Origin of the sequence: Colwellia sp. 1_MG-2023, assembly GCF_030546755.1 — a bacterium.
Taxonomy (GTDB): Bacteria; Pseudomonadota; Gammaproteobacteria; order Enterobacterales; family Alteromonadaceae; genus Thalassotalea_H.
Window position 1 is genome coordinate 146,745 of the sequence record NZ_JAUOPE010000004.1, and the last position, 26,776, is coordinate 173,520.

Below are 26,776 nucleotides of genomic sequence, written 5' to 3' on the forward strand. Positions count from 1 at the left end.
TTCTACGCAATAAAATTAACAAACGACTTATAGAACTTATCCGCACAATTTTGCGGATAAGTTGTTTATACCGACAAATAACCTTCAAGTAATATTTGCCAATCATTGGTATGCCAATGAAAGTCAGCTAATTGATTTTTTTCTTTGTTGAATGAACGTAACAGCCGATCTAAATTCGCTTGTTGCCATTGTTTTACCGGTTGTCGTTGCTCGCCTCGATCAAAATCAATTAACCAAATCTTATTGTCTTTATCGAGTAAAATGTTATGGGCATTTAAGTCGTGATGATAAATGCCATGCTGATGAAAATTTTTGATGCAGCGACCAATGTTATACCAAGTTTGTTCTTCAATATTACGCTTAGTTAAACTAGCGACAAGATCTTGAGCATGGGTAATTCGAGCGGTTAAAATATCTGCTCGATAGCTTAGCCCTGATTTTTTTACCTGATAAGCAATTGGCTTAGGGGCTGGTAGATTTAATGTTGATAAGGTTTTTAATAAACTAAATTCAAGTGCTGCGCGACTGGTGTTAAAGCCGGTAAATAAATAACGGTCATTGATTAATTTACCAATCAGGCCGCCACGATAATAATGACGTAACACCCATTCATCGTTGATATGTTTAATAAAATAGGTTGTGCCACGGCCTTGTGCAGTGCCTGTAATCGCTTCTTGCTGCTGCCAATAGTCGGGCGAAAGCATATTTATATTAAAATCTGCAATCGCGTTTTCATCAAAACAATAATAATTATCGCCTTGTTGAATAATTTTTTCCTGACAGGGTTTTACAATTGCCGATGGGTTCAAGATAATGTACCTATTAAATTAATTTATCAGCCAACTATTGTGGTGATTCCTTTATGCTGGGTCAAATGACAGCGCCAAAAAATTTATGTTTATTGCGACTTTCCGCCATTGGTGACGTTTGTCATGCCGTGGCTATGGTACAACAAATTCAAGCTCAATACCCAACTACAAAAATTACCTGGGTGATTGGTAAAATTGAAGCCTCTTTATTAGCAGGCCTTGATGGGGTTGAGTTTGTTATTTTTGATAAAAGGGCGGGTTTGCAAGGCTATTTAGATTTACGTCAAACTTTAAAAGGACGAAAATTTGATGTGCTACTTCATATGCAAGTGGCATTAAGAGCAAGTTTAGCGAGCCTTTGCATTTCGGCAAAAGTGAAAATAGGCTTTGATCGTTTACGCGCTAAAGAAGGGCAATGGTTATTTACCAATCAAAAAATATTGCCACAAAAAAATCCACATGTCCTTGATGGCTTTTTAGGTTTCGCAAAGGCTTTAGGGGTGAAAACTAAAGCGCCATCATGGAAAATGCCAATATCAGATGAAGATCAACTGTGGGCCAGTGAAGCAATATCATCGACTAAACCTATTGCGATTATTTCGCCAGCCGCCAGCAAAGCAGAGCGTAATTGGCATAGTGAAGGCTATGCAAAAATAGCGGATCACTTTATTGAACGTGGATTTGATGTGGTGATTTGTGGCGGCCCGACAACAGCAGAGAAATTATTAGCCGAAGAAATTAATGCTTTGAGTCAACATTCATTAACCAATTTGGTTGGCGAAACGTCGCTTAAGCAATTGCTGGCTATTTTAAAACTCGCTCATGTGGTGATTGCGCCTGATACTGGTCCTGCTCATATGGCTGTAACAGTAGGAACACCGGTAATAGGTTTGTATGCTCATTCTAATCCATATCGTACTGGTCCCTATCTTTATAAAGACTATGTGGTGAGTTGTTATCAAAGTTCGATTCAACAGCAATATAAAACCCCTTTAGCTCAATTGCCTTGGGGAATTCGTGCGAAAGGGCATGGCTTAATGAATGCGATTACCGTTGGTCAAGTGAAAGATAAAATAAAACAAGTTATTGCAGATCATTACCCAGAATTACAATAGCTTAGTTAAGCGTGGCTTTAAAATAGACTATGTACTTAAATTATTCACTCAGGTAATATAATTTTAGTTTTACTTAATGAGCTTACATGATGTCTAAAGCCACATCATTTGATATTGCCTATCGGGCTGGTGTTTCACAATCAACTGTTTCAAGAGCACTTCGTAATAGTCCGTTAGTGAATGAAGAAACTCGTCTTAAAGTTCAAGCGATCGCCCAAGAACTTAATTATAAAGTAGATAAGCATGCCAGCAGTCTTCGAACACAGCAAAGTGATACCATTGCATTATTGCTGTTTGAAGATCCAACTAACGATGATTCGTTGATTAACCCTTTCTTTTTATCCATGCTTGGAAGTATTACCCGGGCTTGTGCACAAAAGGGGTACGATCTTTTAGTTTCCTTTCAACAACTAAGTGATGATTGGCATGCTGATTTTGAAGACAGCAAAAAGGCGGATGGCTTAATATTATTAGGTTATGGAGACTTTGTTGATTATCAAGAAACCTTGACAAAATTAAGCGAACAAAACACTCACTTTGTGCGTTGGGGTGCTGATGTTGCTGATGAAAAAATTGTTTCTGTCGGTTGTGATAATTTTCATGGTGGTTATCAAGTGACTGAGCATGTGATTAAAAATGGTCGGAAAAACTTTGCCTTTTTAGGCGACGCATCAAGTCACGCTCCTGAATTTTTAGAACGCTATAATGGTCATTGTAAAGCACTGACCGATAATAAGTTATCTGTGATAAGTGAGTTACAAATAGACGCTATTTCTATTGAAGAATCAGGCTATCAAGCGGCTTGCCAGTTAATTGAAAAAAACATCCCTTTTGATGCTATTTTCGGTGCCAGCGATTTAATTGCTATCGGTGCTATGCGTGCTCTGCAAGAGCATAATATTAAAATTCCTGAGCAAGTGGCTGTGGTGGGTTTTGACGATATTGCGGTGGCAAGTTTCACTATTCCGGCATTAACTACGGCGAAACAAGACACAACTTTAGCGGGTGAAGTGTTAGTGGATAATTTAATTGCGCTTATCCATGGTGAGAGCCCAGCGACAACGTTAATGCCAACCAAACTTATGATCCGTAAATCATGCGGTAGTTAATGACTCCAAGCAGAAAATAAAACAGCCGTTCATTGAAACTAAAAAAAGCCCTATAACGCATATTATAGGGCTTTATTATTAGTGGCATTAAAGACTTGAGTGAACCAATTTAAACCGTAACAGAGTTATCCTGCGAGGATGTTTGGTTAGCATTGGCTCCATCTTTAACAAAATATACCGCAACAGCCGCGAATAACATTGCAGTACCGGCCATCATTAAAATGTATATCGCTTGATTGTCGAACAGGGCGGTTAAAATCCAACCGGCAAAAACACCAGAAACAATCTGAGGTGCGGCAATAGTAAAGTTGAATATACCCATATAAACACCCGTTTGTTTAATCGGAATACTGCCAGCTAAAATCGCATAAGGCATAGCCAAAATAGCTGCCCAAGCAATACCAACGCCTATCATAGGGAGAAATAATGAGACAGCACCTTGTGGCACATCAATTTGGGTAATGTATAAATTCACTGTGGTAATGGTCGCGTCATGTAAGAAAAAGATGCTTAAGTAGCCTATGCCACCGGCCATTAATGACAAAGAATAAGTCAGCTTTCGACCAAGTTTTTTCGCAATTTTAGCCAAAAATATCGAGAAAATAGCCGCAAAAAGTGAATAAGCAGCAAAGATAATACCGACCCAATCTCCAGCGGTACCTTTAGCGGCTGCAATATGAGCAGGAACTTCTGTAACACTGGCTAAGTAATCAGGATCGAACCATTTAGCCTCTACCCCCCATATATGTTGAGCAATAGCCGGCATGGTATAAACCCACATAATGAACAAAGCGAACCATGAGAAAAACTGGACAACAGCAAGTTGTTTCATGGTTTTGGGCATAGATTTCATCAGACCAATGAATTCACCAATTTTACTAAAAAGTGAACCTTGTTGTTTGGCGTTTTCTAAAGGCGCTAAGCCAAATTCACCCGGCGCATATTCTTTAGTACGCAACACTGTCCATAAAACCGAGCCAAACATCACACTGGCGCCAAGATAAAACGCCCAAATTACTGAAGGAGCAACTTCACCCGTAGCTGCGGTGTTGTCTAAGCCAATAACATTGGTCAACACGAAAGGTAAAATTGAACCACAGACAGCGCCAATATTGATTAAAAAGGATTGTATCGAATACCCTAAGGTGCGTTGTTCATCCGGCACCATGTCAGATACCAAGGCGCGAAATGGTTGAAAGGCAACATTAAAAGAAGCATCCATTACCGCTAGCATCATAGCGCCAAAAAATAGCGGAGTAATAAAGCTAGCCAAAGTCGCTGAATTTGGCATTAATAACATACCAATTGCGGCAGCAGCCCCTCCCATTAGAATATAAGGGCTACGTCGTCCAATTCGATTCCAAGTTCTATCAGACGCTGAACCAACAATGGGTTGAATTATCAATCCCATGATGGGAGCGACTAACCAAAATAATGAAAGTGAATGTAAATCAGCGCCTAGATCTGACAGAATTCTACTGGCGTTGGCATTTTGTAAGGCGAAGCCAAACTGTACGCCTAAAAAGCCAAAACTGATGTTCCATATTTGCCAGAAACTGAGTGTTGGTTTGTGTTGTGTTGGTATGGCTGTTGTCGTCATTATTATATCTTGTACCTATCTACTTTCGTTGGGCTGACTTGAACTAAATTGTCATTCATTTAGTTCAAGTCATTGAGCTTAGTCTAGCGCTTTAAACTTTATTGCAACACCACCGCTCGTTGCTAAAGGTATAGTTAATGTATCTGATGCGCTAACATTCTTTTCTTCGATAATCATTTCGTAAGGATTGTCGATCCAATTTGCTTCTTTACCATCACGATAAATTTGTGCTTGATAACGCTTGGATTTATCTAAAAAGTCTAGAGGTAAGGTAATATCTCGAGCTTCCTCATTGGTTAATGCGCCTAAAAACCAGTCATCACCATCGCGCTCTTGACGAGCAAAGGCTACGTATTCGCCTACTTCGCCTGCGATAGCTTTACTTTCTTGCCAGTCGGTTGGCACATCAAGAATAAACTGAAAAGCGGGTAAGTTTGCTTCGTAATTTCTCGGTAAATCTGACGCCATTTGAATCGGGCTATATATCACAACATATAAAGCTAATTGTTTTGCCAGTGTGGTTTGTGGGCGATCGGTATTTGCTCCTAATCCTTTAAATCCCATATCAAAGGTGCCAGGGGTAAAGTCCATCGGGCCTGAAAGCATGCGGGTAAAGGGTAAAATCGCTGTATGTTCAGGTGTATTCGGTGGTGAGCCCCACGCATTATATTCTTGACCACGCGCGCCTTCGCGAGAAATCCAGTTTGGATAAGTGCGTCGTAAGCCGGTATCTTTTATTGGCTCATGGGTGTTAATGCTAATGTTGTATTTGGCGGCAAGTTTTATGTTATGTAAATATTCATTTGCCATAAATTGGCCATCATGCCATTCATAACGAACAATGCCATGTTCATCAATACGTTTAATTTTACCACCATCGGCAACATAACCTGTTTTTACTTGGCGGACACCATGTTTTTTATACAAAGAAAACGCATCTTCCATTTGGTTGCGATAGTTAGTGACATTGCCCGAGGTCTCATGATGGCCTATTAATCGAACGTCCTTAGCTAAGCCGTGATCTGTAATTGATTTGATATCAAAATCATCATAGGCTTTGGAAAAATTAAAAACATCGCCATTGTTGTACCAATCGCCATCCCAGCCAATATTCCAACCTTCAACTAACACGCCATCAAAACCATATTTTGCGGCAAAATCCATATAGCGTTTGGTTTCACTGGTCGTTGCGCCGTGTTTATCACCACTACCCCAAGTGTTTTCCGCAATGTGCATGCCCCACCAAATACCAACATATTTGCCGGGTTCAATCCATGAAGTATCTGCTAATTGACTGGGTTCATTTAAGTTTAAGATAAGATCTGAGTTTAACAAGCCTACGGCATTTTCACTGATTTGAATGGTTCGCCAAGGGGTGGTGAAGTTTGCTTTTTTCTTCACTAAAATACCATCTGACCACGGCGTTAAATCTGCTTTTAGTACGCCGCCTCGCATTTGTTGTAATGTCATTCCGGCATAATCAACAAGCGCCGCTTCATGAATACTAATATGAGTGCCGTTATCTAACTTAAACGTAAATGGAGTATGAACCCGATCTATCTCGGTAAATTTAGTGGTTTGATATAAGTATTCATAACGGTTCCAACCACGAGAAGGGATCCACCATGCGGTAGATTTTTCTGCACCGTTAATGGCAAATTCTGTCATTTCGTTGGTGATTTCAATATCGCCAGCTAAACCCACTTGTTTCGGCACTTCGTATCTAAAGCCTACGCCATCATTGAACACTTTAAAGCGAACATTAAAGGTATTTGCACTTTCTCGGTTCGTGGTAAAGGTGACTAAAAGCTCATTATGATTATCGCGCACATTTTTACGTTCACCCCAGGGTTGTTGCCATGTTGTGTCGCTACTTGTCGTTGAAGATGTTTTGATAATGAAGCCATCGCCCAGCTCGGCCGCTTTTTTAAAGCGCAAGCCTAGTCGTGAAGCATCAATGGCGGTTTCATTATTTAAAGCGATGCTGTAATTAGGCATTGCATCGTCATTAACGGCAAGGACTATTTTACCATCAGGTGAACTGACTTTAAGGGTCTGCGCGAATAACAATGGCGATATCAAGCAGGTGGTTAAAAACAACGATATTTTTTTCATTTTAATTCTCGAAGGTATTTTATCTGTTGAACAGCATAAAAGTAGCTGAGGCAAATTACAGCTACCTGCATACGTATTCAATTCATTCATGTTCTTTGATTTGCCAAATACTGATACTTTGACTTGGAATCGACACGGGGTTCGTTAACAACAGACTTTCACCCGTTAGCACATTGATTGCCTGTTTATTTAATTGAATGACTTCGTTGTAATCCATTGGGTTTAATGGCACTTGTTGTTTGTTTTTATTTAAAACCACCATAATTTTTTCATTTTGATATTCTCTAAAATAAACATACACACCATTTTTGGGCGCAAAGTGCGTTAATTTACCGTGATGTATGGCTTTTGCATTTTTACGCCAATTCAATAATGACCGAATATAGCTTTGTGCTTCCGTTTGTTGATTAGTTAACCCTAAGCCTTGAAAAGCATTATGTTTATCCCCCTGCCAACCACCGGGAAAGTCACTTCGTATAATGCCGTGATCCGTTGAGGTTGGGTTAGCTAATAATACTTCAGTGCCATAGTAAACTTGTGGAATGCCGCGGCTTGTTAGCAAATACCCCATCGCCATTTTAAACAGGGATAAATCTTCATTGAGTTGTGTATAAATACGGCTCATATCATGATTATCGGTAAAGGTGACTAAGTTGTAAGGATCAGCATATTGAAAATCATTTGCGATGGCTTGATACAATTCATTTAAACCAGTGTTCCAATTTTCTTGATGTGTTAAACCGGCAACAATTGCTGCTTGTAAGGGGAAGTCCATCACACTAGGTAAATAAGATTGATAACCATCATGTGTTTTCTTGCCCCGTTGCCAATATGACACGATTGCAGGATTTGTTGCCCATTCTTCACCAACAATATTGATATTAGGATATTCTTCGGTAATGCGCTTAGTCCATGTTGATAAAAACGCTTTATCTGAATAGGAATAGGTATCAACCCGTAAGCCAGATAAATTAGCATATTCTATCCACCATAATGTGTTTTGAATTAAGTAGTTACTCAACAATTCATTGCGTTGATTTAAGTCGGGCATGGTAGGTACAAACCAACCATCTGCAAAAAGTGTTTTGTCATGTTGACTTGCATGTGGATCATGCAAACTTTCTCTACGATGCTGTGTACCGGTAAAGTCACTATTTTGATAATTAAGCCAATCACTGGTTGGTAAATCTTTCATCCACCAATGATTTGCGCCAATGTGGTTTAAAACAACATCTTTTATTAAACCTATTCCATGCGCTTGTGCTTGGTTAGCAAGTTTTTGGTATAATTCATTGCTGCCAAATCTAGGGTCAATTTGATAAAAATCTGTGGCTGAATAGCCATGGTATGAGTGATCAGCCATATCATTTTCAACCATAGGCATGGTCCAAATTTGGGTAAAGCCCATGTCTTGCAAATAAGCTAATTGATTAATGATGCCTTGAATATCACCACCATGACGACCGCCTTTTTTACTTCTATCTGCTTTTTCTATTAACGTTTCAACGCTATCATTTGACTTGTCACCGTTAGAAAATCTGTCAGTAGTAATCAAATAAATCACATCTTTAGCAGTAAAAGAAGTCTCTGCTGCAGACAACTTGTTACGTGAGAGAATATCGTATTGGTGCGTTAAAACTTTCACGTTATCTTGATAAAAATCAATCGCATACTTTCCAGGCTTTAGGTTTTCGCTTAGCGTTAAGTCAATGAATAAATAATTGCTGTTTTCAACTTTCTTAATGCCATCAATACGCAATGAATCATGTTGAATTCGTGGGGTTAAGTTACTGATGTTTTTACCATGAACCATAATTTGCAGGCTATTTGACTGCATATTATTCCACCACGATATAGGTTCTAAATGCTCAATTTTATATGCTTGAGCTTGAATGGTGGGGCATAGCAACACCGAGAGTATGCTAACTGTTACGAAGCGCTTAAAAATAGTGGTTATCACGAGGCTTTAATCCTATTTTATTGTTATGGTAAACGGTCAGTGAAAACACTGGTGGTTAGTGCAGGAATGGTAAAAGTACCTTGCTTATTTACACTTTGTTTTACTCGACTATCCACACCATTGGCTAAAATTGGATGTAATTGATACTGAGTAAATTCTGCTAAGGTAAATGACTTTGCTTCAGCCGAGGTATTAAAAACAACGAGCTGTGCAGGCTCTTGCTGATTTCCTTTTATCGACATGATAATTAAACCGAGTTGTTGGTCTTTACCCGCATTGTGAAAGCGAACTTTTTCTATAATGTCTTCAGCGGTAGTTAATCGGTATAAAGGGGAAGACATACGTATGTTGATTAATTCAAGAAATACCTCTGAACTAAATGCAATATCATCGGGACTGACGATATCTCGCCCTTCATTTCGTTTAAGTACTTCCTGAATGATTTGCCAATTGGCTTGATCTTTTTCGGCTGGCGGAAGCCCAATATCATAATTATTGCTTTGTTTACTAAAATCGACGCGATTATACCAATCACCATAATCGTAGGAATCACGTAAAAAGCCTTTCGAGCGCAGCAGCTCAGACCCCATATGAATAAACGGAATACCTTGGGCGAATACCACAAAGGCTAAACTTTGTAGTTGCATTCGTACTCTGTCATGGGTCGAAACATCGTAAGCTATGCGATATTGATTGTTGTCCCATAAAGTTTGGTTATCGTGTTTTGAGACGTAATTGATAGTGTCAGCCGGATCAAGGGCATAACCTGAAGGTTGATCGCCATAACGAATATCTTTTCCTAATGCGGTTTCTCCTTTGTAGGTAACTAAAGGAAAATTGATTAAATTACCTGTTAAGCCAATGCGTAATTGATCCGCCATAATGAAATAATGATTGATGCTTTCAGTGATATTTTCGCTGTTTAATTCATTTGGAATCGTCGCTAAACCATTGCCAATACCTTGATCTTTTCTGAGCTGGGCACCTTGAGCCGTAAATGCTCCTCCGCGAATATCATCTCTAAGTCTGTCGGTGAATGTACCTATTTCTGTGCCGCTAAGCGCTAATTGACTCGCTTGAGTAAAACGTTGATTGTTCGCGACCTCACCAAAATTCCAGCCTTCGCCATAAAAGTAATTATCTGCGTCTATTGCTTGAACGGCGGCTCTGGCTTTTAACATGGCCGATTTGGGTTGGTGTGCCATTAAGTCAAAACGAAAACCATCAATTTTATAATCTCTTGTCCACACAACTAAAGAGTCGATCATGAGTTTTTCCATCATGGCTCGCTCTGTTGCGGTATTATCACAACAAGTTGATTGCGCGATTTCACCAGTGATGGGGTCAAGACGGTGATAATAATTTGGTACTATTTTGTCCAAAATTGCGGTTGGCTCTAACCCTGCTTGATGGGTGTGGTTATAAACAACATCCATAATGACTCGAAAACCAAGGTTATGTAGACGCTGAACCATGGTTCTAAATTCCCGAATTCTGGCACTGCCTTCAGGGTTTATCGCATAACTGCCTTCAGGTACTGTGTAATGAAACGGGTCATAACCCCAGTTATAGTTATCAACGGCTTTAACCGCGGTAACTATGGCTTGTCGACTACCATCTGATTTAGGTAATTGCGTTAGATACTCGCGAATAGAAATATCAGCATCAATTTTTTCATCGCACAATAAGTCAGATTTTGTCACTTGGCAGGCTTTACTGATCGGGTCGTTTAGATCAATCACTTGTTCACTGTTTTCATTAACCGTACCAATGTCAAACGTTGGTAACAGATGAATACTATTGATGCCTGCGCTTTTCAGTGCTTTTAAATGCTTGATGCCATCGCTGTTTTGTTCAGTAAAGGCGAGATATTTACCTCGATTAAGTGGTTGAGAAATTGAACTGTCGTGCGCGCTAAAATCTCGAATATGAGTTTCGTAAAATATATTATCTTCAGGGTTTACTACTGGGTTGTCATGTTGTTCAAACCAGCCATCAGGCAAAGTACTTTGTTGGCCTAAGTCGATAATATGTGAATACTTACTATTGGTGGAAAGACTCAAAGAGTATGGGTCGGTAACCGTAAGTAACTCAATTTTCTTGCTAACGGGGTGATAAACTTCAACTTCATAACGATAGTATTTATTGTGAAAGTCTTTCTCAACTTGCGCGGACCAAGCACCGGTTTTTTTATCTTCTTTTAACGTCACACTGTTGGGTGTTGTTGGAGATTTATCATCATTAAATAATTTTACTTTTACCGATAACGCGGTTGGTGCCCATAGCTTAAATTGAACAGAGTCTGCTTTTATGGTCGCGCCTAGATCGGTAATTTCGTTGGCATCATTTTCACCGGCTGTGTATAGCGCATCAATTACATTTGCCGTTTGAACATATGCGCCTTTCATTGGCGTATTTTGTTTATTTGATTCAACAACCATTAATGGCTTTTTCAGCCATAACTTAGTGTCTTCGGTTGGTAAATTAACGGTAAAGGCCTGAAAATCTTTTAAATGAGGAAATTTTTCAGCAAGCTTTTCAGGTAAAGATGTTTGCGTTAATGAAATTGATAATAGCGCATCATTAAACTGGGTATCTGATGTTGTTTCGTTCGAGCGGCTTGCGGGTAAACTGAGTAAAGTATATTGACTTTCAAGTTGACTTTTCGGTAATAAAATTAAGTTTGGCGTTAACCAATGGGCTGAAAAGTCAGAGTGAATATTGCTGAGTTTAACCATTGAAAATTGGTTTTTTGAGATTTTATTCGTTGAATGTTCAGTGATTGGTTTATCGCAAGCGCCCAATAATAGGGTAGTTGTTAATAGTGTTAGAGGTAACCTACGCATAATATTTCCGGACAATTTTAATTTTAGTTATTAGTTATTAATCTACAGGGGAAATATTCGCTTAAAAAGTATCTTGCTCAAAATGCATACGTATTCACTGCCAACCGATTAAGCACGATTGCATATGAATAATGAATGTAGACTAACAGTAGAGTGTTATTTAAGCAGAGTTAGCATTGTTTCTTATTACGAATATTTCCTAATACAAAGTTTCCAAATACGAAGATGTGGCGCTTATGAAGATATAAAGGCGACATTTTTCGTTTTTTCTGATGAAAAGTTTTTTGAAAACGAATAAAAAAGTGTTCTTTCCAGACGTTAATTTATTGCCGATATACCATTCAACCACCGATAAACATTGAGGTGAAGGATTTATGCATACGTATTCAATGCATGTCTAATTTTGAAAAAATGTAAATGTTTGTTTAAAAATCACTCATAATGAAGTGATATTGAACGGTTGAATTAATTGGGCTTGAGAACATTTTCAATATATTTTACTGAGTCGTCTAAACTTAGCTGTTGAATACGTATGCATTATGTAAGCTTCTTTGAATACGTATGCAAAGTATATTTTTACACTTGTTACCTCTCTATATTAAGAGCTATCCACATAGTTGGTGGGTACAAATTAATAAACATGAAATAGTTTTTGCATCAGTCGTAGGGAACGCTGAATTATAAATATAAATTCATGGATGAAAGGGGAGAGCACCAATGTTAAATTTTAAGCCAAGCAAGTTAACACTCGCGATACTTTCTACGAGTTTTATGGCGATGAGTTCATCATTTGCCTATGCACAAGAAAGCGAAGCAAAAGATGATAAGAAAAAAGTAGCTGATGTTGAAGTCATTGAAGTACGTGGATTTCGCGGCAGTATTATCGAATCAATCAATACCAAACGTTTTTCATCAGAAGTAGTCGAATCCATTTCTGCCGAAGATATCGGTAAATTACCTGATTCATCCATTGCCGAGTCAATTGCTCGTCTACCTGGTTTAACCGCCCAACGTCTTGATGGTCGTGCTAGTAAGGTTAGTATCCGTGGTTTTGGTGAAAATGAAGGTGGTACAACGTTTAACGGTCGTGAACAAGTATCTATTGGTGATAACCGTGGCGTAGAGTTTGACTTATACCCATCAGAAATTATGAGCGGCGTAACTGTTTATAAAACGCCAAGCGCAAGTTTAGAAGCGGAAGGTATTGCCGGTATTGTTGATATGCAAACGGTTAAGCCACTTGGTCAAGATGACCGTGTTATTCAATTTAACGGCTCACTTGAACAAACAAGTTTTGATAAGTTAAACCCAGACGGTAATGATGCTGGTTTCCGTGGCACATTCTCTTATATGGATAAGTTTGCTGACGACACTATTGGTGTTGCTTTTGCTTATTCAACAATGAGCTCTCCTAACCAAGAGAAACGTTGGAACTCATGGGGTTACCCTGAGTTCACATACGAAGATGGTTCAGCGGGCTCTATTTTAGGTGGTGCAAAACCATTTGTTCGTTCATCAACGCTTGAACGTGATTCAATGATGTTAGTGGTTGAAGCGGCTCCTACAGAAAACCTACATATGACATTTGATGCTTTATATGTAGATTTTACTGATGAAAAAATCTTACGCGGTATTGAAATCCCATTTGCTTGGGGTCAAGGTTCAATCTCAGGTAATACCGCAACAATCGATCCAGCAACAGGTTTTGTTACCAGTGCTATCACTGAAGGGCAACGTGTTGTCGTTCGTAACGATTACGAAGAAAGAAAAGCAGAATTAACGTCTTTTGGTTTTAATTCAGTTTATGAATTGAACGATACCTGGCAGGTTGAATTTGATGCTAGTTATTCACAAGTTGACCGTGATATTTGGTCGATAGAAAGCTACTCAGGTACTGGCCGTGGTGATGCAAGAGGTGAAGCTGATAACTTAGGCTATACCTTTAACGGCGGTAATACTGGTGCACAATTTACTCATGAACTTGATTATAGCGACTTTAACCTGATTCAATTAGGTGGCCCTTTATCATGGGGTTGGAGTAGTGCGCTAAATGCTAAGCATGGTGTTGTTGGTACTGAATACGAAAACCAATTACAAGATGGTTTTATTAATGCGCCAAGCATTGACGATGAATTAACTGCTCTTAAATTAGCGGCAACTCATGACTTAGATAATGAGGTATTTTCTTCTATTAAATTTGGTGCTTCATACCGTGAGCGTGAAAAAACGAAAGAATCTGAAGGTTACTTCATGACGCTTTCTTCGTTTGATTATCCAAGCAACCCGGGCATGTTAGTCGTACCAGAAGAATATCGTGAAGGTAGTGTGAATTTAGACTTTATCGGTATGGGCAACATGATTGCTTATGATACCAACGGTTTAATTAAAGATGGTTATTACGATTTATTAGCGGAAAGTTTAACGAATCCATCACATTCTACTCAGTCTTGGACAGTACAAGAAGAAGTTACCTCAGCATTTATTCAAGGTAACATCGATACTGAAGTAGGTGGTTTGCCAGTAACAGGAAATGTTGGTGTGCGTTACGTCAACACTAAACAGTCTTCTCAAGGTAGTGCATTTAATACCGTAGATGGTTTAATAGTGACATCTCCAACGGATATTAGTCATGATTATTCACACGTTTTACCTAGTTTAAACTTATCATTACGTATTGATGATCAACAAACATTACGTTTTGGTGCAGCAAAAACTATTTCTCGTGCGCGTTTAGATGAAATGAATGCCTCTGTAAATGCATCATATAATCAACAACCTGATCAAAATGGTAACCATTGGAGTGTCAATGGTGGTAACCCAGCACTTGAGCCTAAAGAAGCGGTTGGTTTAGATTTATCATACGAAAACTATTTCAGTGATGAAGGTTACTTTGCAGTAGCACTTTTTAATAAAGAATTAAGTCAGTGGATTTTTGACGGTACGTTTGAAGTTGATATGTCTGGCGTTGCTGACCCATCAACCGGTCAAGTGCCTGCAAATTCTACCGCAACCGGTAACGGTAAAGTGAACGGTGGTGAAGGTTCGTTATGGGGTTATGAGTTATCACTTTCATTCCCATTCAAAATGATTGATGACAGCCTTGACGGTTTTGGTTTAATTGCTAGCCATACAGCGGTTGAATCGGATCTGAAAGACCAAAATGATAATGAATATGAATTACCTGGTTTATCAGACAAAATTCAAAGCCTGACTTTCTACTATGAAAAAGACGGTTTCCAAGCTCGTGCAAGTATGCGTAAACGTGGTGACTTTAAAGGTGATGTATACGGTTTAGGTTTCTCAACTAGCCAAGTAGATATTTTAGGTGAAACTATTTGGGATGCACAAATTGGTTATGATTTTGGCGAAGCAGGCATTGAGAGCTTAAAAGGCTTATCAATTTTCTTCCAAGCGCAAAACTTAACGGAAGAACCATTCACGTCATTACAGGGTGAAAATGCATTGCAAGTACGTGATTACCAAGATTACGGTAGCACTTACTTATTAGGTTTTAGCTATAAGCTTTAATCTAAATAGGTTATTACCCTAAATGCATTAGGCTTCATTAATTAATGCGATTGGTATTATAAAGCCCTTGTGATGTAATGTCTCAAGGGCTTTATTGTTTACTACGAAAGACTATGGAATTTGAGATGAATACCAAAAAAATTCAAAATGTTGTGATTGTTGGTGGTGGCACCGCTGGTTGGGTTACTGCGGCACTAATGGTAAAAGTGTTAGGAAAAACTCTGAATATTACCCTTGTTGAATCAGATCAAATTGGCACCATAGGCGTTGGCGAAGCAACGATTCCCCCTATTATTCCTTTTAATAATGCATTAGGTCTTGATGAAAAAGCGTTTTTAAAAGCGACCAAAGGTACGTTAAAACTCGGGATTGAGTTTGAGAACTGGCGGCAAAAAGGGGATAAATATATGCACGCTTTTGGTGGGGTGGGTAAAAATTTTCCTTTTTGTGATTTCTATCATTTCTGGGTGAAAAGCCAGCAATTAGGCTATTCGTCTGAATTTGGTGATTTTTCACTAAACTACCAAGCTTCCAAACAGCATAAATTTGCTAAATTGAATCAAATAGAAGGCACTAACTTACCAGGCATTGAATATGCTTATCATTTTGACGCAGGTTTATATGCAAAATACCTAAGAAGCTTTTGTGAGCCGTTAGGGGTAACGCGTGTTGAAGGCATGATTAACCAAGTAACCGTCGATAAAAAAAACGGCTATATACAAAGTGTTAAATTGGCTGATGGTAACGAAATAAGCGGTGACTTATTTATTGATTGTACTGGTTTAAAAGCATTACTCATTGAAGAAACTTTAAGTGTAGGTTACGAAGATTGGTCACACTGGCTGCCGTGTGATAGAGCCATGGCAATGCCTTGTGAAGCGACTTCTCCTATTTTACCTTACACACGCTCTATTGCTCATGACGCAGGGTGGCAATGGCGTATTCCTCTACAACACCGTACGGGTAATGGTATCGTTTATTCAAGCAAACACATGAGCGATGAAGAAGCGAAAAAGGTGTTGATGGCAAATATCGATGGCAAGCCGCTGGGTGAACCTAAAGTCATTCCGTTTAGAACCGGAAGGCGACGTAAGCAATGGCATAAAAATGTTGTCGCAATTGGTTTATCGAGTGGCTTTATTGAGCCGTTAGAGTCGACCAATATTCACCTTGTGCAAACTGCTGCAACGCGATTATTAAAATTTTTCCCACATCATGGTATTAAAGATGAAGAGGTTTATGAATATAACCGTCAGTCGTTGATTGAGTCAGAACGAATGCGTGATTTTATTATCCTGCATTACAAGCAAAATCAACGTGACGATACGGAATTTTGGCGAGCTTGTCAGCGTATGGACGTGCCAGAAACCTTACGCCAAAAAATGGCGCTATTTGAACAAAGTGGGAAAATATTTAGAGAACAAGACGAATTATTTACCGAAATTGCTTGGCAACAAGTGATGATAGGGCAAGGCTTAATTCCTAAAGATCATCACCCGTTAGTAGACTCTTTAACGCCAGAGCAAATCACCGAACTAATGGATAACCTGAAAGTCATTATCGAGCGTTCGGTCAATAAAATGACCAGTCATGACGAGTATTTAAGTCGACTCTAGTGCCACAAGCTTACATGGATAAACCTACTAGGTGTAATAGCTACGTAAGCTTTTTCAAAAAGACAATTTTGTCATCGCCCGCTTCATAAAAATCTGGGATACAAGCGACTTGCGTATAACCACATTGTGGGTAAAAATTTCGAGTGATGGCGAATTCGGGTAAGCCTGATGTTTCAACCAACAATATTCTCCCTGGAATATTTTGAATTTGTTGCTCTAGGAAAACCATGAATTTTTTGCCAACACCTAAACCTTGGCACTTTGGACTGACCGCGATTAATAGCAAATTCCAGGTGCCATCTGTCATTCGTTCAGGCGCGCAATAAGCGATGGCTACAGGTTGATCGCTACAAGCAACAAACCATAAATCTTCGTTATCTGAATTCGTATGATCAAAAAATGGTGCTGTCATCTCATCAAGCATTTCAGACGGAAACATTTCTGTTTCGTCAATTATCTGTTTAACGGTAGGTAAATCATCACAGGTTAATGCTCGAAACGTAATAGGTGTCGTCAATGTTTCTTCCTCAAAAGTATCAATAACAGTATGTTCGAGAATACGATGAACATACTGTTATTTGATATGAATGTTCGAAAGCTGCTGCTTTTGATGCATCACATTAGACTATCTTTGTTGATAAATAGCAAAGCTCAGCCCCGGAAGGACTTGATCAGTGACTTTATTGCTTAAAAGCGTAGGTGCATTATGACTACTATGCAGTAAGTGATAGTTAGCATCGAGTGGCAACGACAACAATTTAGCGTCAGCTGAAGTATTAAAAATAACTAGGTATTGCTCATCCGTTAGGTTTCTAGATAGGGCAAAAATACCAGCCTGCTTGCTTGAATAAATGGTTTGTTGTTGGCCATGTCTAAGTGCCGGATGCTGATGAAATATTTGCGCAAAGGACGAAAATAGTTGATAAAGCGGGTGTTGTTGATCAAAATTATCGTCTGCGGTTGTTTTTTCACTTAATAATATTGATTGATTATTATAGCTGGCGACTTTCGACGGCATCATATCTTGTCGGGCGTCATGATTACCGCCTGTGCCGATAAAACCTTGTTCATCACCATAGTAAATGACCGGCACTCCTCGCGCAAAAAAGGTAATAGCGGTCGCTAATGCTAAACGTTCACTGGTTTGTTGTTCGTTAAACTGTTGATTTTGTCCGTTTAGTAAATAAGCGAAACGTCCCATGTCATGATTACCGGTGAAATTCAGTAATTCATTGGCATTTTTATACAACGCATCTTGGGCAAATAACTCGGCTAATTTATCGGTGCCTTTTTGCTCTATTAACGTTTGATATAGCGCTGATTGCAAACCAAAATCTAATACAGAAGGTAGTTTCCCTGTGGTCGTAAAGTTACTTAATTCTTTTGGATCGCCACTATAGACTTCGCCAAACATGAAAAAGTTAGCGATGCCTTGTTGTTTCGCATGTTGTTCAAGGGCAGGAATAAACTGTTGCCAAAATTCAATATTGACATGTTTCACCGTATCGATACGAAAACCATCAGGGCGAAATTCGCTGATAATGTTTTGATAAATATCGATCATGCCCTTAACCACTACTGGCGATTCGGTATTTAAGTCGTCAAGACCAAAAAAGTCACCGTTAAGAGAGTTTTCTCCTTGAAAAGTTGAATCGCCTTGGTTGTGATAATGCTTAGGATCGTTAAGCCATGCAGGGGTTTTTAGTTGTTGGTTTTCTTTCGGTACTATCGTGGTGTAGCTTTTACCGTTGGCGATATCGGCTAATGAAATATAAGGACATGCTTCACCGCTTTCTGACCAACCCGAGCCATCTTCACCATGGCACTCTTTATATTTAACGACATCAGCGGTGTGATTGGTGATTATGTCAAAAAATACTTTAATGTTTAGTTGATGCGCTTGGGTAATAAAGTTTTTCAAATCGGCATTGCTGCCTAAGTGAGGATCTATTTCGGTAAAATCTAATACCCAATAACCATGATAACCTGTGATATCGCCTTGTACCGCTTGATTGCGCAATATAGGAGTTAACCAAATAGCAGTGATACCTAAGTTTTCTAGGTACGGTAACTTGGCGGTTAAGCCCGGTAAATCGCCACCATGAAAAGCCATTTTATTACTGGCATCAAAACCACCTTGTGAAATAACTTTTGTTTTAGAACCGTGGTCATTTGAGGTGTCGCCGTTGTTGAATCTATCTGGCAAAACAAAATAAAACACCTCATCTTTAATATCACGCGATGAATAATGTGTTAAATCTTTTGCTAATAGTTTTTTGCTTGGTTTTGAGTCATTAGTCAGTAATTTACTTGATTCAACAGCAACAACATTGCTTAAAAACAGCGAACCTAACATAAGACTAAAAAGTGTCAATAACCGTGGTTTTAATCGTTTTTCTTTCATAATAATTCTATCGCACAAAGCCGTTCATCATAGTAAAGACAGTCATAGTACAAATATCAATTGCTTAAGTATAAAAATTACATACGTATGCATAACGAAAATAAGGCTAAATTGTCATGCATACGTATGCAGTGTTATTGCACAAAAATTAGTGGCTACTTATGCTTAAGGCATCAATAAAAAGTATAACGTCACAAGCGAATAACAAGTAGCACAGCAAGCTGCTTATTTGGTTATTATCGGTTTGTCGACGGAAAGTGGACTGTTATGGAAAATCAACCTTGGTGGCGCGGCGCCGTTATATATCAAATTTATCCTCGAAGCTTCATGGATGCAAACCATGATGGCATCGGTGATTTAGCGGGTATTGTTCAAAAGCTGCCTTATGTAAAAAACTTAGGGGTTGATGCCATTTGGATTTCACCTTTTTTTAAATCGCCAATGAAAGATTTTGGCTATGATATTAGTGATTATCGTGAAATTGATCCTATGTTTGGCACCATGGAAGACTTTGATCAATTAATGGCTAAAGCGAAAGGACTTGATCTGAAAGTTATTATTGATCAGGTGCTTAGCCATACTTCTGACCAACATGCTTGGTTCCTTGAATCCCGCGAAGATAAGCAAAATGAAAAAGCTGATTGGTATGTCTGGGCTGATGCCAATGAAGATGGTACACCGCCTAATAATTGGTTGTCGATTTTTGGTGGTTGCGCATGGCAATGGGAACCTCGTCGTCAGCAATATTATCTGCACAACTTTTTAACCTCGCAACCGGATCTAAATTTTCATAATGAAGAGGTAAGAAAAGCGGTTTTAGAAAACGTGAAGTTTTGGTTAGATCACGGTGTTGACGGGTTCCGCTTAGATGCGATTAACTTTTGTTTTCATGATAAATTGTTGCGCGATAACCCAGCTAAAGCGGTTGAAGATCGTCAAGGTCGAGGATTTAGTGAAGATAATCCTTACGCGTTCCAATATCATTACTACAATAATACTCAGCCTGAAAATATTGCCTTTATGGAAGAGATCCGTGCGTTAATGGATCAATACCCTAATGTAGTAACCTTAGGTGAAATTTCTTCGGAAGATTCTTTACAAACCATGGCGGAATATACTCAAGGTGATAAACGCTTGCATATGGCGTATAGCTTTGAGTTACTCACCCCGGATGGAAACCCACACTATATACGTTCAACCGTAGAAGCCCTTGAAGATAAATTATCTGATGGATGGCCTTGTTGGGCGATAGGTAATCACGATGTGAGTCGTGTTGCCAGTCGTTGGGCTGATAAAGAACATTCTCCGATACAAAGCAAAATGTTCAATGCGTTACTTGCTTCATTACGTGGCAGTGTTTGTAGCTACCAAGGTGAAGAGCTTGGTTTAACAGAAGCCGATATTGCTTTTGAAGACTTGCAAGACCCTTATGGCGTAACTTTCTGGCCAACATTTAAAGGACGTGATGGTTGTCGTACGCCAATGCCTTGGTTAGAAAAACAAGTTAACGCCGGGTTTTCAAATAGCCAATCGCCGTGGTTGCCAGTTAGCGAAGCACATGTTGCTAATGCGGTAGATGTGCAAGAGGCATCGAAAGATTCTGTTTTACAGGCTTACCGTACTTTTTTACATTGGCGTAAAACGCAATCTTGCTTACAGTATGGCGATATCGAATTTATTGAGAGTAGTGATGACAGGTTGGTTTTTACTCGTCGTTATCAAGAGAGTCAAATCATGGTGATTGCAAACTTTACCGCCGATGAAACTTATTATCAGCCATCAGTAACAGATATTAAACCATTGACAGGTCATGGCTTTGAAGACATTACCTTTGATGAGCAAGGACAGATCCGTTTAGCAGCATTTCAAATGGCCTTTTTAATTTTATAGTTTCCCTTATAGTTTTTATATTGACTATTAAGCCTTATTTTATAAGGCTTTTTTTTAACACTTTTTTAATGAACGGCCATTTTTCGGTCGTATATTGCTCTCTATCTTGGGAGTATTTTTCAGCTAATTGATATTTGAGTTGTTGATATTGAGTAGCAAGCGCGGCGTCAGCTTTTAGCGCATCCCTAAATTGAATTCTTTCTTGCCATAAAGGACTTAGATAAGGAATTAAATGCAAATGGTGAGTTCTTATTTCGGGACTTGGTTTACAAAACCAATGCATCACATCAGGCTTGTACGGATAGTAACAATAGCCTTGTTGAGTCAGCTTTGCTATCGCAGGTTTAGCATGTTCAAGTGATTGAATGCCCACCATAATATCAATAATTGGTTTTGCAGAAAGGCCAGGTACCGCCGTACTACCAACATGCTCTATCGAACCTTGAATATATTGACGCAATAAAATGCTGAGCATTGCTTTTTCTTCAGCAAATTTATCTGGCCAATTGTTATTATAGCGCTCAATAATTATCTTATCTTCAAGCATTGCTTTGTTGGCTATCAATTAACTGAGCTAAGATTTTTACAGACGTTTCACTGGCGCCTTGATTGGCTTGTACGACTTTATAAGCGTTTTCACCAAGTTTCTCGCGCGACTGATTATCCGTTAATAATTGCTGTATTTGGTTTGTTAGTGCAGATGTGATTTCATTCACCGAAGATGAGGAATTTGAATTAAGCTGTGCAATGCCATGCTCTTGTTGAAGTTGACTCAATACTTCTTTGAAATTTGCCATATCATGGCCAACGATAATCGCTTTTTTAAATAATGCCGGCTCTAATGGGTTATGCCCTCCAATGGTGGAAAAACTTCCCCCCATAGTAACAATGTCAGCCAATGCACACGCAGGTAGTAGTTCACCTAAGGTGTCAATTAACCAAATATCATCTGGCAAAGTAACTGGGCTATTTTCGCTGCGTTTAACCGTTTGAAATTGATGCTGTTGGCATAGTTGATAAATACTGGTAAAGCGTTCGGGATGTCTGGGCACTAATATTAATAACAGATTTGGGTGATCTTTTCTTAACGCTGAAAAGCACGTTAGGATAAGTTGTTCGTCGCCTGGGTGGGTACTGGCAACTAACCAAATAGGCCGCTGCTCGGTAATAAATTGTTCAAGTACTTGTTGTTTTGATGCTAAGTCTGGATTGACTTGTAAATCAAATTTTAAATTGCCTGAAATCTGACAGTTGTTCGGTTCAGCGCCTAAAGTAATAAAGTTTTGATGGTTGTCTTTACTTTGCGTCAAAATTGCATCAAAGCGCTGCAAACAAGGCTTAATTAACCAACTCAGTTTTTGGTAGCTCGACATTGATTTATCAGATAATCGACCATTAATTAATTGAAGTTTGATGTGTTTTTGCTGACAAAGTGCGATTAAATTTGGCCATAGTTCTGTTTCCATCAACACTAAGGCTTTCGGTTTTAACGCCTTTAAAAATAACCAAGTACAAGGCCAAATATCGAGTGGTAAATAACAATGCTGAACTTTGTCATTAAATGTTTTTAATACTTGTGCTGAGCCCGTGGGTGTAAAAGTCGTAACGGTTAGTGGAGTATTGGGGTAATCGCGCAGTAATTGTTTGATAAAAGGTGTTACTGCAATCACTTCACCGACACTGGCCGCGTGCACAATAATCCCTTCTTGTTTAAACAGTTTACTGACAAAGCCTAATCGCTCAGAGAGTCGTTGTCGATACGCAGGATGATTGTGCGAACGTATGGCAAATACCAAGAGGAGCAAAGGTAAAAGTAAAAGCAAAGCAATTCGGTAAATAAATAAGGACAATGAGTAACGCACAACAAACATTCTTTTAATGAGATTAGCCATAGTATACTCGATTCTTCTCTTACCACTAAGTACTACTCTTTGATGACTTAGGTATGGGTAATCATTTATTGCTATATTGCCTTGATTTATGAAAAAAATTGCCGATAACTGAGTGATTAGCTGACTAATATTGCAATGCTAGCCGAGGTTTAAAAATTGCGGTATTCTGGGATGGCAATGCATGAAATTAATAGGGAATTATTTTGACGGTACATTTTAGTAAAAAACTTAACCGTTTGTTTAGGCAAATAACGCTCTTCATGAGTTGCAGTATCAGCATGCTAGTATTTGCGCAAGAAGAAGACTCAAACGTTGAAGACTTAGCAACTGAATCGATGAATCAAGTTAAGTTTATCACCGAAGATAAATTTATGCTGTCGGGTAACTATTTTGCCGGTAATCTTGATAAATCTGGTGTGTTATTACTTCATGATTGTGATCATGACAGCAGCAGTTATGACAATCTCACTAAAGAACTTTCAAATTATGGCATTCATGCTTTTTCACTCGACTTGAGAGGCTATGGCAATAGCGTTACAGAGCAGTTTTCGCATGCCAATATCAAGTTAAATTCTAAAGATTATCAAACTTATCAAACCGAATTTATCCAGCTTTCGTCGTTTTGGCAAAATGATGTGTTAGCGGCTTATCAATATTTACGTGAAAGGGTGGCAAAAAATCGTGATGTTGCGGTGGTTGCTTCAGGATGCTCTTCTGCTCAAGCTATTTATTTAGCCGAAAAAATGCGTATCAATAGTTTTGTCATGATCACCCCCGTATTAAATTATATGGAGAAAGAGCATTTTAAAAACTTAATTGATATTCCTGTTTATTTTATTGGCTCTATGCATCATGCCAATACTTATCAAACGACAAAAGAATTGTTTGAATGGAATGGCGATAGAGGTTCAACCTTCAAAATATTCAAAGGCATTCGCCAAGGTCATTCATTACTCAATGGTAAGCGTTACTTAGCACAAGATATTGCACTATGGCTAAACGATACCCTTGCTAAGTAAACTGTTTATCTTTCAAAAATAGTATCGAGAATAATCGAAGAATTGGTTCTCTCGACCCCTTCAAGTGAACATACGATATTAAGCACCTCGTTTAATTTCTCGAGCGTTTGCGCTTGAATAGTCACTTGTAAATCATACTCACCACTGATCGAATAAATATGACTAATTTGATGGGTTTTTCGCATCGCGATACAAATAGTTTGCCTTAAATTGGGATTCACCTTTAAAGAGACATTAGCGGTGATCAGTTTGTTGATGTATTCATGTCCGAGCACGACACTGTATGCTTTGATCACGCCATTATTTTCTAATTTATTTAATCTATTTTGAATGGCGGTACGAGATACATTGGTTGCTCTGGCAATATCAGAAATACTTGCTCTAGCATTGCAGCGTAGAATAGATAATAACTCTTCGTCTTTTTCAGTTAGCACAGTCGTCCTCGTTCTATAAATCACATAAAGTCACCATTAATTTACATAATGACAGATAAATATGTCAATTTAACACTAAAAATTGTCAAATTTTTAAAATATGTCACTTTTTTTGTTATCTCTACTAGGCTGATAATGACCTTCAACAAGTTAGATTAATTATTAAGGACTGAAAGTGAAAAATTCTTCAGCAAAAAATGACTTTTACCAACATTTATCGAGTGAAATCGCGCAAGTTAAATCTGATGGCTTATACAAAGCTGAGCGAATCATCACTACCGCTCAACAAGCAAAAATTGCCGTGACTACCGGTGAAGAGGTTGTTAACTTTTGTGCCAATAATTATTTAGGTCTAGCTAATCATCCGTCGTTAATTACGGCGGCAAAAGCAGGTTTAGATGAGCATGGTTTTGGTATGGCGTCGGTACGTTTTATCTGCGGTACACAAGATATTCATAAAACCTTAGAGCAAAAACTGTCAGCTTTTTTAGGCATGGAAGATACCATTTTATATTCGTCGTGTTTTGATGCGAACGCCGGTTTATTTGAAACCTTATTAGGCCCTGAAGATGCGATTATTTCTGATGCGTTAAATCATGCTTCAATTATTGATGGTGTACGATTATGTAAAGCCAAGCGGTATCGATACGCCAATAATGATGCGGTTGAATTAGAGAAACAATTAATCGCGGCAGATGAAGCAGGGGCGCGCTTTAAGTTAATTGCCACCGATGGGGTGTTCTCAATGGATGGTGTTATTGCTAACTTAAAAGCGGTCTGTGATTTAGCAGATAAATACAATGCTATGGTGATGGTTGATGATTCACATGCGGTCGGTTTTGTGGGTGAACAAGGTCGTGGCAGCCATGAATATTGTGAGGTAATGGGACGCGTCGATATCATCACAGGTACTTTAGGTAAAGCCATGGGGGGCGCTTCGGGCGGTTATACCTCCGCGAAAAAAGAAGTGGTTGAATGGTTGCGCCAACGTTCACGTCCGTATTTATTTTCTAATTCATTAGCGCCAGCGATTGTTAATGCATCAATTAAAGTGATTGATTTACTGGCAGAAGGTGATGATCTTCGCCAAACATTAAAAGACAACGCGACTTATTTTAGAACGAATATGGAAGCGGCTGGCTTTACTTGCGGCGGTGCTGATCATGCCATTATTCCGGTAATGTTAGGTGATGCACAAGTGGCCAGTGATATGGCAGACAGATTATTAAGCCAAGGCATTTACGTGATTGGTTTTTCATTCCCTGTGGTGCCAAAAGGTCAAGCACGTATTCGAACACAAATTTCAGCAGCACATAGCAAAGAACAGCTTGATAAAGCGATTGCGGCCTTTACCACAATTGGTAAAGAAATGGGCATAATTTAAGGGGATTAGGATGAAGTCATTAGCAAAATTACATGCCAAAGAAGGTATTTGGATGACTAAATCGGAGAAACCTAAAGTAGGCCATAACGATTTATTGATCAAAATTAAAAAAACAGCCATCTGCGGCACTGATATTCATATTTATAATTGGGATGATTGGGCGCAAAAAACGATTCCAGTACCTATGATTGTTGGTCATGAATATGCGGGAGAAGTTGTTGGTATTGGCGAAGAAGTCAAAGGTTTTGCAATTGGTGATCGCGTCTCTGGTGAAGGGCATATCACTTGTGGCCATTGTCGAAATTGTCGTGGCGGTCGTACCCATTTATGTCGAAATACCGTGGGTGTTGGCGTAGATCGTGAAGGCAGTTTCGCTGAGTATTTAGTGATCCCCGCCTATAATGCCTTTAAATTACCCGATGAAATTTCTGATGATTTAGCCGCTATCTTTGACCCATTCGGCAATGCGGTGCATACCGCGCTTTCATTTGATTTAGTCGGTGAAGATGTCTTAATTACTGGCGCGGGCCCTATTGGTATAATGGCAGCGGCTGTTGCTAAACATGTTGGCGCAAGGCATGTAGTGATCACTGACGTGAATGAATATCGTCTTGATTTGGCTAGAAAAATGGGCGCAACAAAAGCGGTCAACGTTAGCCAAGAAAAGCTCAAAGATGTGATGAATGAGCTAGGCATGACTGAAGGATTTGATGTCGGAATGGAAATGTCAGGCGTACCAATGGCGTTTACTGACATGCTTGCCAATATGAATAATGGCGGAAAAATCGCGATGCTTGGCATCCCCGGTAATGAAATGGCAATTGATTGGAGCCAAGTTATTTTTAAAGGATTAACAATAAAAGGGATTTATGGTCGCGAAATGTTTGAAACTTGGTATAAAATGGCAAGCTTAATTCAATCGGGATTAGATTTGTCGCCAATCATTACCCATCATTTTGATATCGATGATTTTCAACAAGGTTTTGATACCATGCGTTCAGGTTTATCAGGCAAAGTAATTCTTAACTGGCAAGATTAATTCAACAGTAATCTCA

Annotated in this window: 18 protein-coding genes; 8 read left to right on the forward strand and 10 right to left on the reverse strand. The window is 38.9% G+C overall.

Annotated features, from left to right (window positions below; translation table 11 throughout):
- Window positions 1-65: 65 nt before the first annotated feature.
- Complete coding sequence (locus tag Q4493_RS06120; protein WP_303450349.1) at window positions 66-809, reverse strand: 3-deoxy-D-manno-octulosonic acid kinase; 744 nt, start codon at window positions 807-809, stop codon at window positions 66-68.
- A gap of 65 nt (window positions 810-874) precedes the next feature.
- On the opposite strand from Q4493_RS06120, the gene Q4493_RS06125 reads away from it, so the two are divergent.
- A complete protein-coding gene (locus tag Q4493_RS06125; protein WP_303450352.1) occupies window positions 875-1,924 on the forward strand; it encodes a glycosyltransferase family 9 protein in 1,050 nt (349 codons plus the stop codon).
- Between the two features lie 86 nt (window positions 1,925-2,010).
- Entirely contained in the window at window positions 2,011-3,033 is a 1,023-nt protein-coding gene (locus Q4493_RS06130) for a LacI family DNA-binding transcriptional regulator (protein ID WP_303450354.1), read from the forward strand.
- A gap of 109 nt (window positions 3,034-3,142) precedes the next feature.
- Here Q4493_RS06130 and Q4493_RS06135 read toward each other — a convergent pair whose 3' ends face one another.
- From Q4493_RS06135 to pulA, 4 genes are all read right to left on the reverse strand, one after another.
- A complete protein-coding gene (locus Q4493_RS06135) occupies window positions 3,143-4,633 on the reverse strand; it encodes an MFS transporter (protein ID WP_303450357.1) in 1,491 nt (496 codons plus the stop codon).
- 78 nt (window positions 4,634-4,711) lie between these two features.
- A complete protein-coding gene (locus Q4493_RS06140) occupies window positions 4,712-6,748 on the reverse strand; it encodes a glycoside hydrolase family 97 protein (protein ID WP_303450359.1) in 2,037 nt (678 codons plus the stop codon).
- A gap of 82 nt (window positions 6,749-6,830) precedes the next feature.
- Window positions 6,831-8,660: a glycoside hydrolase family 13 protein gene (locus Q4493_RS06145; RefSeq protein WP_303450774.1), complete on the reverse strand. Its 1,830-nt coding sequence runs from the start codon at window positions 8,658-8,660 to the stop codon at window positions 6,831-6,833.
- A 71-nt stretch (window positions 8,661-8,731) separates the two neighbouring features.
- Window positions 8,732-11,554, reverse strand: a complete 2,823-nt coding sequence (pulA, locus tag Q4493_RS06150) for a pullulanase-type alpha-1,6-glucosidase (protein WP_303450361.1) — start codon at window positions 11,552-11,554, stop codon at window positions 8,732-8,734.
- Between the two features lie 717 nt (window positions 11,555-12,271).
- On the opposite strand from pulA, the gene Q4493_RS06155 reads away from it, so the two are divergent.
- Together Q4493_RS06155 and Q4493_RS06160 are read left to right on the forward strand one after the other, a co-directional pair.
- Window positions 12,272-15,082, forward strand: coding sequence for a TonB-dependent receptor (locus Q4493_RS06155; RefSeq protein ID WP_303450363.1), 2,811 nt, complete (start codon window positions 12,272-12,274; stop codon window positions 15,080-15,082).
- A 125-nt stretch (window positions 15,083-15,207) separates the two neighbouring features.
- The gene (locus tag Q4493_RS06160; protein WP_303450365.1) at window positions 15,208-16,698 is read left to right on the forward strand and encodes a tryptophan halogenase family protein; all 1,491 of its coding nucleotides are present in this window, start codon (window positions 15,208-15,210) and stop codon (window positions 16,696-16,698) included.
- A 40-nt stretch (window positions 16,699-16,738) separates the two neighbouring features.
- Here Q4493_RS06160 and Q4493_RS06165 read toward each other — a convergent pair whose 3' ends face one another.
- Both Q4493_RS06165 and Q4493_RS06170 read right to left on the reverse strand, forming a co-directional pair.
- The gene (locus tag Q4493_RS06165) at window positions 16,739-17,215 is read right to left on the reverse strand and encodes a GNAT family N-acetyltransferase (protein ID WP_303450367.1); all 477 of its coding nucleotides are present in this window, start codon (window positions 17,213-17,215) and stop codon (window positions 16,739-16,741) included.
- Window positions 17,216-17,323: 108 nt separating this feature from the next.
- The gene (locus tag Q4493_RS06170; protein WP_303450369.1) at window positions 17,324-19,102 is read right to left on the reverse strand and encodes an alpha-amylase family glycosyl hydrolase; all 1,779 of its coding nucleotides are present in this window, start codon (window positions 19,100-19,102) and stop codon (window positions 17,324-17,326) included.
- A 267-nt stretch (window positions 19,103-19,369) separates the two neighbouring features.
- On the opposite strand from Q4493_RS06170, the gene Q4493_RS06175 reads away from it, so the two are divergent.
- Complete coding sequence (locus tag Q4493_RS06175; protein ID WP_303450371.1) at window positions 19,370-20,992, forward strand: alpha-glucosidase; 1,623 nt, start codon at window positions 19,370-19,372, stop codon at window positions 20,990-20,992.
- Between the two features lie 34 nt (window positions 20,993-21,026).
- On the opposite strand, the gene Q4493_RS06180 is transcribed toward Q4493_RS06175, so the two are convergent.
- On the reverse strand, window positions 21,027-21,539 hold the full coding sequence (locus tag Q4493_RS06180; RefSeq protein WP_303450374.1) for a GrpB family protein: 513 nt from the start codon (window positions 21,537-21,539) through the stop codon (window positions 21,027-21,029).
- Entirely contained in the window at window positions 21,532-22,884 is a 1,353-nt protein-coding gene (waaA, locus tag Q4493_RS06185) for a lipid IV(A) 3-deoxy-D-manno-octulosonic acid transferase (protein ID WP_303450377.1), read from the reverse strand. Before waaA ends, Q4493_RS06180 begins: the two co-directional genes overlap by 8 nt.
- A gap of 260 nt (window positions 22,885-23,144) precedes the next feature.
- Here waaA and Q4493_RS06190 point away from each other — a divergent pair, with 260 nt between their 5' ends.
- Complete coding sequence (locus Q4493_RS06190; RefSeq protein ID WP_303450379.1) at window positions 23,145-23,903, forward strand: hypothetical protein; 759 nt, start codon at window positions 23,145-23,147, stop codon at window positions 23,901-23,903.
- A gap of 5 nt (window positions 23,904-23,908) precedes the next feature.
- On the opposite strand, the gene Q4493_RS06195 is transcribed toward Q4493_RS06190, so the two are convergent.
- Window positions 23,909-24,337 (reverse strand): Lrp/AsnC family transcriptional regulator, encoded by a 429-nt coding sequence (locus tag Q4493_RS06195; protein WP_303450381.1) that lies wholly within the window; start codon window positions 24,335-24,337, stop codon window positions 23,909-23,911.
- A gap of 175 nt (window positions 24,338-24,512) precedes the next feature.
- Between Q4493_RS06195 and Q4493_RS06200 the strand changes: the two genes are divergently transcribed.
- The gene (locus Q4493_RS06200) at window positions 24,513-25,721 is read left to right on the forward strand and encodes a glycine C-acetyltransferase (protein ID WP_303450383.1); all 1,209 of its coding nucleotides are present in this window, start codon (window positions 24,513-24,515) and stop codon (window positions 25,719-25,721) included.
- Window positions 25,722-25,731: 10 nt separating this feature from the next.
- A complete protein-coding gene (tdh, locus tag Q4493_RS06205) occupies window positions 25,732-26,760 on the forward strand; it encodes an L-threonine 3-dehydrogenase (protein WP_303450385.1) in 1,029 nt (342 codons plus the stop codon).
- Window positions 26,761-26,776 lie beyond the last annotated feature (16 nt).

Bases quoted from the DNA above. Each gene is read 5' to 3' on its own strand.
- Q4493_RS06125 (WP_303450352.1), top strand. From the start codon at position 875: ATGACAGCGCCAAAAAATTTATGTTTATTGCGACTTTCCGCCATTGGT.
- Q4493_RS06130 (WP_303450354.1), top strand. From the start codon at position 2,011: ATGATGTCTAAAGCCACATCATTTGATATTGCCTATCGGGCTGGTGTT.
- Q4493_RS06135 (WP_303450357.1), bottom strand. From the start codon at position 4,633: ATGACGACAACAGCCATACCAACACAACACAAACCAACACTCAGTTTC.
- Q4493_RS06140 (WP_303450359.1), bottom strand. From the start codon at position 6,748: ATGAAAAAAATATCGTTGTTTTTAACCACCTGCTTGATATCGCCATTG.
- Q4493_RS06190 (WP_303450379.1), top strand. From the start codon at position 23,145: ATGAGTTGCAGTATCAGCATGCTAGTATTTGCGCAAGAAGAAGACTCA.
- pulA (WP_303450361.1), bottom strand. From the start codon at position 11,554: ATGCGTAGGTTACCTCTAACACTATTAACAACTACCCTATTATTGGGC.
- Q4493_RS06160 (WP_303450365.1), top strand. From the start codon at position 15,208: ATGAATACCAAAAAAATTCAAAATGTTGTGATTGTTGGTGGTGGCACC.
- Q4493_RS06170 (WP_303450369.1), bottom strand. From the start codon at position 19,102: ATGAAAGAAAAACGATTAAAACCACGGTTATTGACACTTTTTAGTCTT.
- waaA (WP_303450377.1), bottom strand. From the start codon at position 22,884: ATGGCTAATCTCATTAAAAGAATGTTTGTTGTGCGTTACTCATTGTCC.
- tdh (WP_303450385.1), top strand. From the start codon at position 25,732: ATGAAGTCATTAGCAAAATTACATGCCAAAGAAGGTATTTGGATGACT.
- Q4493_RS06155 (WP_303450363.1), top strand. From the start codon at position 12,272: ATGTTAAATTTTAAGCCAAGCAAGTTAACACTCGCGATACTTTCTACG.
- Q4493_RS06175 (WP_303450371.1), top strand. From the start codon at position 19,370: ATGGAAAATCAACCTTGGTGGCGCGGCGCCGTTATATATCAAATTTAT.
- Q4493_RS06180 (WP_303450374.1), bottom strand. From the start codon at position 21,539: ATGCTTGAAGATAAGATAATTATTGAGCGCTATAATAACAATTGGCCA.